A 12003-nucleotide genomic window follows, 5' to 3' on the forward strand; every position below is an offset into this window, starting at 1 on the left:
TCTTAACCCTCGCGTGTGCCCAAAAGACCCTTGGGCCGGAAGATCAGGATCAGCACCAAAAACAGGTAAGGCAAGATGGGCGCGACCTGTGACAGCGTGAGCTTGGCAAAAGAGTTGTCCTGCGTGGCGGCCGACAAGGCCCAGCCCATGTCTTTGGCCAAGGTCAGGAAGGAGTAATCAATGGCCACGGCAAAGGTCTGGATCACGCCAATCAGCAAGGAAGCCAGGAAGGCCCCCGACAGCGAGCCCATGCCACCCACCACCACGACCACGAAGATGACCGAGCCCACGGTCGCTGCCATGGCGGGCTCCGTCACGAAAGTGCTGCCGCCGATCACGCCTGCCAAACCGGCCAGACCTGTGCCCGCACCAAACACCAGCATGAACACACGCGGCACGTTGTGGCCCAAAGACTCCACCATTTCGGGGTGGGTCAAGGCCGCCTGAATCACCAGACCAATGCGGGTGCGGGTGAGCAACAACCACAAGGACACCAGCATCAGCAAGGCCACCAGCATCATGAAACCCCGGGTTGCAGGAAATGGCGAGCAAACCACACGCACTGCGGCGTCTGCGGCGCTGCACATCTCGGCAGGCGCGGCCCCCCAGACCAGGCTCAGGCCATTGACCGAATGGTTGATCAGGGTGAAGGCCGAGCTGCGCAAGATTTCGGGCGGCGGAAACTCCACCGCCGTGCGGCCCCAGACCAGCTGCACCAGCTCCAGCACCACATAAGACAGGCCAAACGTGACCAGCAATTCGGGCACATGGCCAAAGGGGTGAACCTTGCGCAAGGTGACGCGCTCAAACACCGCACCGCAGGCACCCACCAACAGTGGGGCCACGATCAGGGCGGGCCAGAAACCGATCCAGCCCGACAGGGTGTAACCGAAATAGGCCCCGATCATGTAAAAGCTGGCGTGCGCGAAATTGAGCACGCCCATCATGCTGAAAATCAGCGTCAGCCCAGAGCTGAGCATGAAGAGCAACAGCCCGTAACTGAGGCCATTGAGCATGGAGATGATGAAAAACTCCATAAGAAACTTTCCAGGCCTTTTTTGGCCTAACTGCGTTACCGAAAGTGGTTTTAAAAACTCAAAACCGAGCCACCAAGGGCCTGAAGCCCATAAAAAAGCCCGACAAACCTGACGTTGATCGGGCCTGAACCCTATCGGCTCGCGCAGTTCAGGCCCAAAGGCCTGCGCTGCGCAAGACTGACCGACAAACGGCGCCCATTAACCGGGGCGCTTCATCTGGCAACTGGTGGGTGTGCTAGACACGTACGAAGGGAACTCCTTGACGGGGGCCAGCGTCATGCCCGTGTTCTCGGGGCTGTAGGGGTACTTTTTGTCGGCTTTTTGCCAGACGGTCATCCACAGCGGCTGCTGCAGTTGGTGGTCGGCCTTGCGGATTTCAACATCGCCGTGGTAGCTCTTGAACTTCAGGCCCGACAGGGCCGCTGCCACTTTGACCGGATCGGTCGACTTGGCTTTAGCCATGGCTTCTCCCAAGGCGCTGTAGATCGAAACCACCGAGCCCGTGTAGAAGTCGTCGTTGAATTTGGTCTTGAACTCCGCCATCCACTTGCCCATGTCGCCACCCATGTTGTAGTGGTTGTAGGCGATTTGGTAGACGCGGCCAGCACCGGTTTGGCCCAAGGCCGTGGGCGTGCCCGTGACGCCGGTGTAGTAGGTGTAGAACTTGCCATTGAAGCCGCCCTCGTTGGCCGCCTTGATCAGCAAGGCGAGGTCAGAGCCCCAGTTGCCGGTGATGACGGTGTCGGCACCCGAGGCCTTGATCTTGGCGATGTAAGGCGCAAAATCGCGCACCTGCGCCAAGGGGTGCAAGTCTTCACCCACGATCTTCACGCCCGGCATCTTGCGTGCGATGTTTTCCTTGGCAAAACGCACCACCTGGTGGCCATGCGAATAGTTCTGGTTGAGCAGATAGACGTTCTTGATGTCTTTCTGGTCCTTCATGAACGTGGTCATGGCCTCGATCTTCATCGAGGTGTCGGCGTCAAAGCGGAAGTGCCAGTAGCTGCACTTGCTGTTGGTGAAGTCGGGGTCCACGGCCGAGTGGTTCAGGAAGATGATTTCCTTGCCGGGGTTGCGCTCGTTGTGCTTGTTCACGGCTTCGATCAGGGCACCCGCCACCGACGAACCGTTGCCTTGGGTGATGTAGCGCACGCCCTGGTCCATCGCGGCTTTGAGCGCGTTCAGGCTTTCGGCGGGGCTCAACTTGTTGTCAATGCCAATCACCTCGAACTTGACACCCGCCGGGTTGGTCTTGCTGAACTTTTCAGCAAAGAACTGGAAGCTCTTGAGCTGGTTGCTGCCCACAGGGGCCATCAAACCGGACAAGGGATCGATCCAGGCAATTTTGACGGTTTCGCCCTTTTGCGCATAAGCGCCAAGGGAGCAAGCGGCCAAAGCGGCAGCGGCGATCAAACGGGTGGTGGTTTTCATTCAAGGTCTCCTGCGTTGTGAATCAGAACAAGTTCAGCGTAACCGCTGTGTGGCTGAAAAGGCTCGGGGTTTGCCCCTAAGGCATATCACCCGCGCGACTTGAACGCGCGCGGGCTTGATGCGCATCAAAGGCCAGGCAGCTTGTAGTCGGCCAGTTGCTCGCGCAAACGGGTCTTGAGCATCTTGCCAGTGCCGCCCAAAGGAATGGCATCGACAAAGACCACATCGTCCGGGATCTGCCACTTGGCGGTCTTGCCTTCATAGAAAGCAATCAACTCTTCGCGGCTGACTTCGGCGCCGGGCTTTTTGACCACGCACACAATCGGGCGCTCGTCCCACTTGGGGTGGCGCATGCCGATGCAAGCGGCCATGGCCACGGCCGGGTGCGCCATGGCGATGTTTTCCACATCGATCGAGCTGATCCATTCGCCACCAGACTTGATCACGTCCTTGCTGCGGTCGGTGATCTGCATGAAGCCGTCGGCATCAATGGTGGCCACATCGCCCGTGGGGAACCAGCCGTCCACCAGCGGGTTGCCGCCTTCCTGCTTGAAGTACGAAGCGATCACCCAAGGGCCTTTGACCAGCAGGTCACCTGCGGCCTTGCCGTCGTGCGGCAAAGCACGGCCTTCGGCGTCCACGATCTTCATGTCGATGCCGAAGATGCAGCGGCCTTGCTTCATGCGCAGCTTCATCTGCTGCTCGGCAGACAGGCGCAGGTGCTTGTTTTTCAGAGTGCACACGGTGCCCAGCGGGCTGAGCTCGGTCATGCCCCAGGCGTGCAGCACGTCCACGTTGTAGTCTTGGCGGAAGGCATCGATCATGGCGGGCGGGCAGGCCGAGCCGCCGATCACGGTGCGGTTCAAGGTGCTGAATTTCAGGCCTGCAGGCTTCATGTGGCCCAGCAGCATTTGCCACACGGTGGGCACGCCCGCGGCAAAGGTCACGCCTTCGGCTTCGATCAGCTCGTACACCGATTTGCCGTCCAAGGCCGGGCCGGGGAACACCAGTTTGGCACCCGCCATGGCCGCGCTGTAGGGGATGCCCCAGGCGTTGACGTGGAACATGGGCACCACGGGCAGGATCGCGTCACGCGCCGAGATGCACATCGAGTCGGGCAAGGCGGCGGCGTAGGCGTGCAGCACGGTGGAGCGGTGGCTGTACAGAGCACCCTTGGGGTTGCCGGTGGTGCCGCTGGTGTAGCAGAGGCTGCAGGCGGTGTTTTCATCGAGCTGGGGCCAGCTGTAGGTGCTGGGCTGCTGGCCCATCCAGGCCTCGTAGCTCACCAAATTGGGGATACCGGTGCCCTCGGGCAGTTTGTCGGCGTCGCACAGCGCCACGTACTGGGTCATGGTCTTGCAGTGCGCGTGCAGGGCCTGCACCAAAGGCAAAAACGTCATGTCAAAGCACAGGACCTGGTCTTCGGCATGGTTGGCGATCCAGGCCATCTGTTCGGGGTGCAGGCGCGGGTTGATGGTGTGCAGCACACGGCCCGAGCCGCTCACGCCGAAGTACAGCTCCAGGTGGCGGTAACCGTTCCAGGCCAGCGTGGCGATGCGGGCGCCTTGTGGCACTTTTTGTGCGTCCAGCGCGTTGGCCACCTGGCGCGAGCGGCGGGCCACGTCGGCCCAGGCGTAGCGGTGGATGTCGCCCTCCACGCGACGCGAGACGATCTCGCTGTCGCCATGGTGTTTCTCGGCAAAGTCGATCAGTGAAGAAATCAGCAATGATTGCTGTTGCATCAGTCCCAGCATGGGGTCTCCTGTCAGAGGGGTTGTTCTTGAACGAATCATTGTGCACCCGAGTGGGACACCGTCCGGCCATAAAACCCGCCATAAAACCCGCAATTACCCGGGTGCTTGTCAAGGGCGTGACAATCTGTTCATGTCATCTGCCCCTTTGGAAACCCATGCCTGCCCTCACCACGCCAATCCACCCCACGATTTGCCCGTGCTGGACTGGACCCACCGCCTGACCCAACTGGGGCCCCGTTTTTTCACACCGCTGCAGCCCACGCCCGTGGCCGCGCCGCGCTGGGCCGCCCGCAACGAGGCCTTGCGCACCGAACTGGGCTGGCCCGCCGAGCTGTTTGACGACGACCACCTGCAAGCCTTTGCGGGCAACGCACTCATGGTCGGCTCCCAGCCGCTGGCCACGGTCTACAGCGGGCACCAATTCGGGCAATGGGCCGGGCAGCTGGGCGACGGGCGGGCCATCTGGCTGGGCGAAGCCGCGTCTCAACTGGGTCCGCAGGAAATCCAGCTCAAAGGTGCAGGCCGCACGCCCTACTCGCGCGGCGGCGATGGCCGGGCCGTGCTGCGATCGAGCATCCGCGAGTATTTGTGCAGCGAGGCCATGCACGGCCTGGGCATACCCACCACCCGGGCGCTGTGCCTGGTGGCATCGCCCGAGCAGGTGCGGCGCGAAACCTTAGAGAGCGCCGCCGTTGTGGCGCGGGTGGCCCCGAGCTTTTTACGCTTTGGGCACTTCGAACATTTTTCGGCTCAGGGCGACACCGACAGCCTGCGCACCCTGGCCGACCATGCCATCGCCCACCACATGCCCGAGTGCAAGGAGCGGGCCGAGCGGTGGCAGGGCAATGTTTACGCGGCTTTGCTCGACGAAGTGCAGGAGCGCACCGCCAAATTGTTGGCGCATTGGCAGGCTGTGGGCTTTTGTCACGGCGTGATGAACACCGACAACATGAGCCTCTTGGGACTGACCATCGACTACGGCCCCTTCCAGTTCATGGACGGCTTTGACCCCGGCCACATCTGCAACCACTCGGACCCCCAGGGGCGTTATGCCTATGGACGCCAGCCGAACGTGGCGTACTGGAATTTGTACTGCCTGGCGCAGGCGCTGGCCCCTTTGATCGATGACCACGAGATGACGCTGCAGGTGCTCGAGGGCTACAAGACTTTGTTCCCCCGCTACCTGGGCGACGCCATGCGGGCCAAACTGGGCCTGACGGGGACACTGGCGCCCGAATCCGAGCGCGAAGCCGACTGGACGCTGGTCGAAGACGTGATGCAGCTCATGGCGGCCGAAAAAGTGGACTTCACCCTGTTTTGGCGGCAACTGAGCCAGGCGTTGGTGCAGCAGTCGCAAGCCCCCACGCTGACCGATGCGGGCTGGAGCGCGGTGACCGACCTGGTGCTGGATCGCCCTCGCCTGCTGGACTGGCTCGAACGCTACACCGCCCGCGCTGGCCACGCCCACTTTGCGGCCATGGGCCAGAACATGCTGCGCACCAACCCCAAGTTTGTGCTGCGCAACCACCTGGCCGAGATCGCCATTCGTCAAGCGCAAGCAGGTGACTTCTCGGAAATCAACACCCTGCACACCTTGTTAAAGTCGCCTTTCGACGAGCACCCGGGCTTTGAGGCCTATGCCGACTTGCCGCCCGACTGGGCGGGTCAACTGGAAATCAGCTGTTCATCATGAGCCAAATCACCAAAACCGAACAAGAGTGGCGCGAGCTGCTGGCCGCCAAAGGCGCCGAGCCTGTGGCCTATGCCGTCACCCGCCAAGCGGCCACCGAGCGGCCCTTCACCGGCAAATACGAGGGCCACTGGTCCAGCGGCATTTACCGCTGCATCTGCTGCGACGCCGAGCTGTTCAAGTCGGACACCAAGTTTGACGCAGGCTGCGGCTGGCCGAGCTTTTACCAGGCAGCTTCCGAAGGGGCCATCGAAGAGCGCGTGGACTTGAGCCACGGCATGCGCCGGGTGGAGACGGTGTGCGCCCAGTGCGGCGCGCACCTGGGCCATGTGTTCGAAGACGGCCCGGCCCCCACGGGCCTGCGCTACTGCATGAACTCGGCTTCGTTAGACTTCGAGCCTTCCTGACCGACCCCAGCGGCGTACGCTGTGCGCCGCCAACGCCCCCATTTCATGAAATTCATCCTTGACTTTTTCCCCATCCTGCTGTTTTTTGGCGCGTACAAGATGGCCGACATCTACACCGCCACAGCGGTGCTGATGGGCGCGACCGTGCTGCAAACCGCCATCATTTACAAGATGGACGGCAAGCTGCAGACCATGCACAAGATCACGCTGGTCCTGGTGTTGGGCTTTGGTGCCCTCACCTTGAGCCTGCACGACGAGCGCTTCATCAAGTGGAAACCCACCTTGCTGTACTCGGGCCTGGCGATGGCCCTGGCCGTGGCGCACTGGTTTTTGAAAAAGAACTTTCTGCACATGCTGCTGGGCACGCAACTGCAGCTGCCGCACGCCGTGTGGAACCGGCTGAACCTGTCGTGGATGCTGTATTGCCTGTTCATGGCGGGCATCAATGCCTACGTGGCGCATTACTTCAGCACCGAAGACTGGGTGAACTTCAAGCTCTGGGGCTATGTGTTCCCGGTGGTGTTCATTCTGGGCCAGGGCCTGTACATCTCGCGCTATTTGCCCAAGGACGAAGGAGGCCAGAAATGAGCACCGCCACCCTGCCCCTGAGCGCGCAAATCCATGCCCGGCTGACCGAACGCCTGCAACCCACCGAGTTGCGCGTCATCGACGAGAGCGCAGCGCACGCGGGGCATGTGGGTGCCAACGACAGCGGCGAAGGCACGCACATGCGGGTGTGCATTGCTTCACCTTTGTTTACAGGCATCAGCCGCGTTCAGCGCCATCGCCTTGTGTATGATGCGCTGCAAGATTTCATTGACCAAGGCTTGCATGCCTTGGCCATCGAGCTGATCTGAACCGGGCCGTCACCCATTGGTGGCAGCCCCTTTTTTTGAACCCTTCTATTCATATTTGACACCGAGTCATTGAGGAAAACACGATGAAAAAGCAAATGCTCAGCGCCGCCCTGGTGGCCCTGCTAGCGGTTCCCGCCCTGGCGCAAAACCTGGCCGTGGTCAACGGCAAACCCGTGCCGTCTTCCCGCGTCAAAGCCTTGCAGCAACAAATCGAAGCCTCGGGTCGCCCTGTGACACCCGAAGTGCTGGCCCAGATCAAGGAAGAGCTGATCGCCCGCGAAATCTTCATGCAAGAGGCCAAAAAGCGCGGCCTGGACGCCACCGACGAGTACAAAAACCAGATCGAACTGGCACGCCAGACCATCCTGATCCGTCAGCTGTTTGCCGATCACCAGAAGAAGAACCCCGTGACCGACGCCGAGATCCAGGCCGAGTACGACAAATTCGTGGCGGCCAACGGTGGCAAGGAATACCGCGCGCGCCACATCCTGGTGGAAAAGGAAGACGAGGCCAAGGCCTTGATCGCCGACATCAAGAAAGGCGCCAAGTTTGAAGACCTGGCCAAGAAGGCATCCAAAGACCCAGGCTCCGGTGCCAACGGTGGCGACCTGGACTGGGCCGCCGCAGGCAGCTATGTGCCCGAGTTTTCCGGTGCCATGGTCAAACTGGACAAAGGCCAGATGACCGATACCCCTGTCAAGAGCCAGTTCGGCTACCACATCATCCGCGTGGACGATGTGCGTGAAGCCCAGCTGCCCAAGCTGGAAGAAGTCAAACCTCAGATCTCGCAGCAACTGCAACAGCAAAAACTCAGCACCTACCAGGAAGGTCTGCGCAGCAAAGCCAAGATCCAGTGATCTGCGCTTTACACCTTTGAAAAACGCGACTTCGGTCGCGTTTTTTAATGGCTCGCCTGTGCATACAACGCTCTGGGGCTGCGGGCACTGGCCGGGGCTCAGAAGCGCTTCGCTTTGCCACATCGCCCCAACCAGCACCCACAGCCCCAGAGCTGGCGGCCTGCCGAGTTGCTTGCTTCGCAAGCTGGGATAATCCCAGCCCATGCAGCCCCACCAACTCGAACTCCTGGCCCCCGCCCGCAACCTGGACATTGGCATTGAAGCCGTGAACCACGGCGCGGACGCGGTCTACATTGGCGGCCCCTCCTTTGGGGCACGGTCGACGGCCGACAACTCGGTGCAAGACATCGCCAAGCTGGTGCAGCATGCGCACCGCTTTCACAGCCGCATCTTTGTCACGCTCAACACCATCTTGCGCGATGACGAGCTCGAAGGTGCCCGAAAACTGGCCTGGCAGCTGTATGACGCAGGCGTCGACGCACTGATCATCCAGGACATGGGCCTGCTCGAAATCGACATGCCGCCCATTCAGCTGCATGCCAGCACCCAGACTGACATCCGCACGCCCGAAAAAGCCCGATTTTTGCAAGATGCCGGATTGAGCCAAATCGTGCTGGCCCGCGAGTTGACGCTGCCGCAAATCGCCGCCATCCGCGACGCGGTGGACACCGATCGCACCGTGATCGAGTTTTTTGTGCATGGCGCTCTGTGCGTGGCCTACAGCGGCCAATGCTTCATCAGCCACGCCCACACCGGGCGCAGCGCCAATCGAGGCGACTGCTCGCAAGCCTGCCGTCTGCCCTATGAGGTCAAAGACGCGCAAGGCCGCATCGTGGCACACGACAAGCATGTGCTGAGCATGAAGGACAACAACCAGAGCGAGAACCTGCGCGCACTGGTGGACGCGGGCGTGCGCAGCTTCAAGATCGAAGGCCGCTACAAGGACATGGCCTATGTGAAGAACATCACAGCGCATTACCGCAAGCTGTTCGACGAGGTGCTGAGCGAGCGCCCCGAACTGGCGGCCGCTTCGCATGGCCGCACCACCTTCAGCTTCGAGCCCGACCCGAACCAGAACTTCAACCGCGAGTTCACCGACTACTTTGTGCAGGGCCGCAAAGAAGACATCGGCGCGTTTGACACGCCCAAAAATCCCGGTCAGCCGATTGGCTGGGTCAGCAAGGTCACGGCCGAACACATCGAGATCACCACCGACGACCCGGCCACCGAGCTGCACAACGGCGATGGCCTGTGCTACTACGACCTGCAAAAAGAACTGGTCGGCCTGCAGATCAACCGCGCCGAAGCCGCCAAAGCCAAAGGCGTTTGGAGGCTATATCCCAAAGATCCGATGGACGGCTTCAAGGACCTGCGCCAAGGCGTGCAGGTCAACCGCAACCGCGACATGAGCTGGGTGCGCACGCTGGACAAAAAATCGGCCGAGCGCCGCATGGGCGTGTGGATGCAACTGGCCGAAACCCCAAATGGCCAGGGTGATGGCCTGCAACTGACGCTGACCGACGAAGCGGGCCACAGCGGCTCGGCGGTCTTGGCCATCGGCTGGCAAGCGCCCAAAGACCCAACCCAGGCAGAGGACAAACTCAAAGCCGCCTTGGGCAAGCTGGGCGACACCGTGTTCGAGCCGCTGGACGTGCAACTCGCCCTGCCCCGGCCCTGGTTTGTGCCACCTTCACAGCTGAACCAACTCCGCCGCGACGCAGTCGCTGCGCTGGAGACCGCTCGTGCACAGGGCCTGCACCGACTGCCGCGTGCCGTGCCCGTGGAGCCGCCTGCGCCCTACCCCGAAGACACCCTAACCTACCTGGCCAATGTGTTCAACCAGAAAGCCCGCGACTTCTATGCCAAACACGGCGTGAAGGTGATCGCCGCCGCTTATGAGGCGCAAGAAGAGCTGGGCGAAGTCAGCCTGATGATCACCAAACACTGCGTGCGTTTCAGCCTCAGTCTGTGCCCCAAACAGGCCAAAGGCGTGACCGGCGTACAAGGCACGGTGAAAGCCGAGCCGATGCAACTGATCAACGGCAAGGAAAAACTCACCCTGCGCTTCGACTGCAAACCCTGCGAAATGCATGTGGTCGGCAAGATCAAGAAATCGGTGCTGAATGCGGTGCCGGAAAGCCCAGTGCAGTTCTACAAGACACGGCCTGTGGTGGGCTTGCACTGAAACAATGTCAGTGACGCATTTTGCGCACCCACTGCAGCACGCCCACCATCACCGCCCCCGCCACAAAGCCAGCCACGCCACCGCCCAAGTTGCCCACCAGCGCACCGCCAAATGCCAAGTTGTCAGCCCAGTGCGAGACCGCATGGCCGATGGCCGGCACGCCATGCAGCAAGATGCCCCCGCCCACCAAAAACATGGCGGCGGTGCCCAGCACCGAAAGCGCTTTCATGAGCCAGGGTGCAAATGCCAATAGAGCACGGCCCAAGGCTTGCATCGCGGCTTGCGGTTTTTGGATCAGGTAAATCCCCGCATCGTCCAGCTTGACAATGCCGCCCACCAAGCCATAGACCCCCACCGTCATGACCACGGAGATGCCCACCAGCACCGCCACTTGCTGCGCAAAGCTGGCGGTGGCCACCGTGCCCAGGGTGATGACGATGATTTCAGCCGACAAGATGAAGTCGGTGCGCACCGCGCCTTTGATCTTTTCTTTCTCAAAAGCCAGCAAGTCCACCTGTGGATCGGCCACGGCTCGCACCAATTCGGCACGGTGGGTCTCGGCTTCTTCACGGCTGTGCAACCAGGCATGCAACAGTTTTTCGGCCCCTTCAAAGCACAAAAACAAACCACCCAGCATCAGCAAGGGGGTGATCAGCCAAGGCGCCATGGCGCTGATCGCCAAGGCGGTGGGCACCAAGATGGCTTTGTTGACCAGCGAGCCTTTGGCCACAGCCCAGACCACGGGCAACTCGCGGTCGGCATTCACCCCGGTCACTTGTTGCGCGTTGAGGGCCAAGTCGTCACCCAGCACGCCAGCGGTCTTTTTCGCTGCCATGTGCGTCATGGCGGCCACGTCGTCAGCCGCTGCCGCGCTTTGGCGGGCGGCCACTTTGGTCATGGTGGCGACATCGTCGAGCAAGGTGGCGATGTCGTCGATCAGGGTCAGCAAACTGGAGGCGGCCATAGGCGTGTCTTTCCCGAGTGTGCAGGCGCGCTTCAGCGCAAAAGGTTGTGCAAGGGGTGACCCTTGGCGTCGCGGTAAATGTCAAAGTCCTGGTCAATGGACACCACATGCCGAATGGCCAGACGTTCGGCAGCCTCGGCGATGGAGGCATCGGCCAAGTCCAGCGGCAAACTGGCAAAGCGCTGACAAATGGCCAGCACGCTGGTGAGGCTCCAGTCAGCTGGGCTGTCCAGCTGCACTGCGCCGCGCTGAACCCACTGCAAAAAGTCGAGTGCGGCCTCGTTGTGGATGCGCCGCGCCAGCAAGGCGCAGACCTCGGTCAGCACCGGCCACGTGCTGTGCAAACGCACCTGTGGATTCGCTTGCAGCCACGTGCGTGTGGGCATGTGCCATTTGTCGCTGCGGTTGAACAGCGCGAGGAGCGGGCCGCTGTCGATGAGCGCGTCTTGCACAGGCAACTGCCGCAGAAACTGAGCGTGCGGTTCTTGGGCCGAAACTGATTGAGGCTGCCCAACGCCCGTATTCACCGCCGCTGTTACCCAGTGGTTTTGAGCGCTCATGCGCGGTGCTCGTGCTTGTCTTGCCAAACATCGGACAGCTGGCTTTTGCGGTTTTCGGCCATATCCACCGGACCACTGAATCGGCCAAACACCCCCTCGCCCAATGCAAAGGGCGAAGCAGTGATTGCGGGCTGCGCCAGGTAGGCGGTGAGTGCATCGCGCATGACTTCGCTGATGCTGCGGCCCTCTTGGGCGCAGCGCTGGCGCAAGGATTTCTCCAGCGGATCGGGCAGTTTCACGGTGGTGGTCATGGTTTGGCCC

12 protein-coding genes are annotated in these 12003 nt (G+C 61.3%); 6 read left to right on the forward strand and 6 right to left on the reverse strand.

Annotated features, from left to right (window positions below):
* Positions 1–2 precede the first annotated feature (2 nt).
* The 3 genes from ACZ5RT_RS10450 to ACZ5RT_RS10460 all read right to left on the reverse strand — a co-directional run bounded on the left by ACZ5RT_RS10450 (position 3) and on the right by ACZ5RT_RS10460 (position 4222).
* Positions 3–1037, reverse strand: coding sequence for a branched-chain amino acid ABC transporter permease (locus ACZ5RT_RS10450; protein ID WP_422171758.1), 1035 nt, complete (start codon positions 1035–1037; stop codon positions 3–5).
* Positions 1038–1235: 198 nt separating this feature from the next.
* The gene (locus ACZ5RT_RS10455; protein WP_464452398.1) at positions 1236–2468 is read right to left on the reverse strand and encodes a branched-chain amino acid ABC transporter substrate-binding protein; all 1233 of its coding nucleotides are present in this window, start codon (positions 2466–2468) and stop codon (positions 1236–1238) included.
* Positions 2469–2593: 125 nt separating this feature from the next.
* Positions 2594–4222, reverse strand: a complete 1629-nt coding sequence (locus ACZ5RT_RS10460; protein WP_464452399.1) for a 3-(methylthio)propionyl-CoA ligase — start codon at positions 4220–4222, stop codon at positions 2594–2596.
* A 130-nt stretch (positions 4223–4352) separates the two neighbouring features.
* Between ACZ5RT_RS10460 and ACZ5RT_RS10465 the strand changes: the two genes are divergently transcribed.
* The 6 genes from ACZ5RT_RS10465 (at position 4353) to ACZ5RT_RS10490 (ending at position 10218) form a co-directional block, all read left to right on the forward strand.
* The gene (locus tag ACZ5RT_RS10465; RefSeq protein WP_464452400.1) at positions 4353–5915 is read left to right on the forward strand and encodes a protein adenylyltransferase SelO; all 1563 of its coding nucleotides are present in this window, start codon (positions 4353–4355) and stop codon (positions 5913–5915) included.
* Positions 5912–6319, forward strand: a complete 408-nt coding sequence (gene msrB, locus ACZ5RT_RS10470) for a peptide-methionine (R)-S-oxide reductase MsrB (RefSeq protein ID WP_416561160.1) — start codon at positions 5912–5914, stop codon at positions 6317–6319. The genes ACZ5RT_RS10465 and msrB overlap by 4 nt, the downstream gene beginning before the upstream one ends.
* 45 nt (positions 6320–6364) lie before the next feature.
* Positions 6365–6907 carry a septation protein A gene (locus tag ACZ5RT_RS10475; RefSeq protein ID WP_108426361.1) on the forward strand — a complete coding sequence of 181 codons (543 nt, stop codon included), beginning with the start codon at positions 6365–6367 and terminating at the stop codon, positions 6905–6907.
* Positions 6904–7176 carry a BolA family protein gene (locus ACZ5RT_RS10480; RefSeq protein ID WP_108426362.1) on the forward strand — a complete coding sequence of 91 codons (273 nt, stop codon included), beginning with the start codon at positions 6904–6906 and terminating at the stop codon, positions 7174–7176. Before ACZ5RT_RS10475 ends, ACZ5RT_RS10480 begins: the two co-directional genes overlap by 4 nt.
* 83 nt (positions 7177–7259) lie before the next feature.
* Positions 7260–8033, forward strand: coding sequence for a peptidylprolyl isomerase (locus tag ACZ5RT_RS10485; RefSeq protein WP_108426363.1), 774 nt, complete (start codon positions 7260–7262; stop codon positions 8031–8033).
* 202 nt (positions 8034–8235) lie between these two features.
* A complete protein-coding gene (locus ACZ5RT_RS10490; RefSeq protein ID WP_464452401.1) occupies positions 8236–10218 on the forward strand; it encodes a peptidase U32 family protein in 1983 nt (660 codons plus the stop codon).
* 7 nt (positions 10219–10225) lie between these two features.
* On the opposite strand, the gene ACZ5RT_RS10495 is transcribed toward ACZ5RT_RS10490, so the two are convergent.
* Genes ACZ5RT_RS10495 through ACZ5RT_RS10505 form a run of 3 tightly spaced genes read right to left on the reverse strand, consistent with a single transcriptional unit; the run spans position 10226 to position 11993 of the window.
* Entirely contained in the window at positions 10226–11182 is a 957-nt protein-coding gene (locus ACZ5RT_RS10495) for a DUF808 domain-containing protein (RefSeq protein WP_464452402.1), read from the reverse strand.
* Positions 11183–11214: 32 nt separating this feature from the next.
* Complete coding sequence (locus tag ACZ5RT_RS10500; RefSeq protein WP_291923593.1) at positions 11215–11742, reverse strand: type II toxin-antitoxin system VapC family toxin; 528 nt, start codon at positions 11740–11742, stop codon at positions 11215–11217.
* The gene (locus ACZ5RT_RS10505) at positions 11739–11993 is read right to left on the reverse strand and encodes a ribbon-helix-helix domain-containing protein (protein WP_291923591.1); all 255 of its coding nucleotides are present in this window, start codon (positions 11991–11993) and stop codon (positions 11739–11741) included. The genes ACZ5RT_RS10500 and ACZ5RT_RS10505 overlap by 4 nt, the downstream gene beginning before the upstream one ends.
* Between the last annotated feature and the right edge of the window lie 10 nt (positions 11994–12003).

Source organism: Limnohabitans sp. TEGF003, from assembly GCF_055395455.1.

Bases quoted from the DNA above. Each gene is read 5' to 3' on its own strand.
- ACZ5RT_RS10455 (WP_464452398.1), bottom strand. From the start codon at position 2,468: ATGAAAACCACCACCCGTTTGATCGCCGCTGCCGCTTTGGCCGCTTGC.
- ACZ5RT_RS10450 (WP_422171758.1), bottom strand. From the start codon at position 1,037: ATGGAGTTTTTCATCATCTCCATGCTCAATGGCCTCAGTTACGGGCTG.
- msrB (WP_416561160.1), top strand. From the start codon at position 5,912: ATGAGCCAAATCACCAAAACCGAACAAGAGTGGCGCGAGCTGCTGGCC.
- ACZ5RT_RS10475 (WP_108426361.1), top strand. From the start codon at position 6,365: ATGAAATTCATCCTTGACTTTTTCCCCATCCTGCTGTTTTTTGGCGCG.
- ACZ5RT_RS10465 (WP_464452400.1), top strand. From the start codon at position 4,353: ATGTCATCTGCCCCTTTGGAAACCCATGCCTGCCCTCACCACGCCAAT.
- ACZ5RT_RS10500 (WP_291923593.1), bottom strand. From the start codon at position 11,742: ATGAGCGCTCAAAACCACTGGGTAACAGCGGCGGTGAATACGGGCGTT.
- ACZ5RT_RS10505 (WP_291923591.1), bottom strand. From the start codon at position 11,993: ATGACCACCACCGTGAAACTGCCCGATCCGCTGGAGAAATCCTTGCGC.
- ACZ5RT_RS10495 (WP_464452402.1), bottom strand. From the start codon at position 11,182: ATGGCCGCCTCCAGTTTGCTGACCCTGATCGACGACATCGCCACCTTG.
- ACZ5RT_RS10480 (WP_108426362.1), top strand. From the start codon at position 6,904: ATGAGCACCGCCACCCTGCCCCTGAGCGCGCAAATCCATGCCCGGCTG.
- ACZ5RT_RS10490 (WP_464452401.1), top strand. From the start codon at position 8,236: ATGCAGCCCCACCAACTCGAACTCCTGGCCCCCGCCCGCAACCTGGAC.
- ACZ5RT_RS10485 (WP_108426363.1), top strand. From the start codon at position 7,260: ATGAAAAAGCAAATGCTCAGCGCCGCCCTGGTGGCCCTGCTAGCGGTT.
- ACZ5RT_RS10460 (WP_464452399.1), bottom strand. From the start codon at position 4,222: ATGCTGGGACTGATGCAACAGCAATCATTGCTGATTTCTTCACTGATC.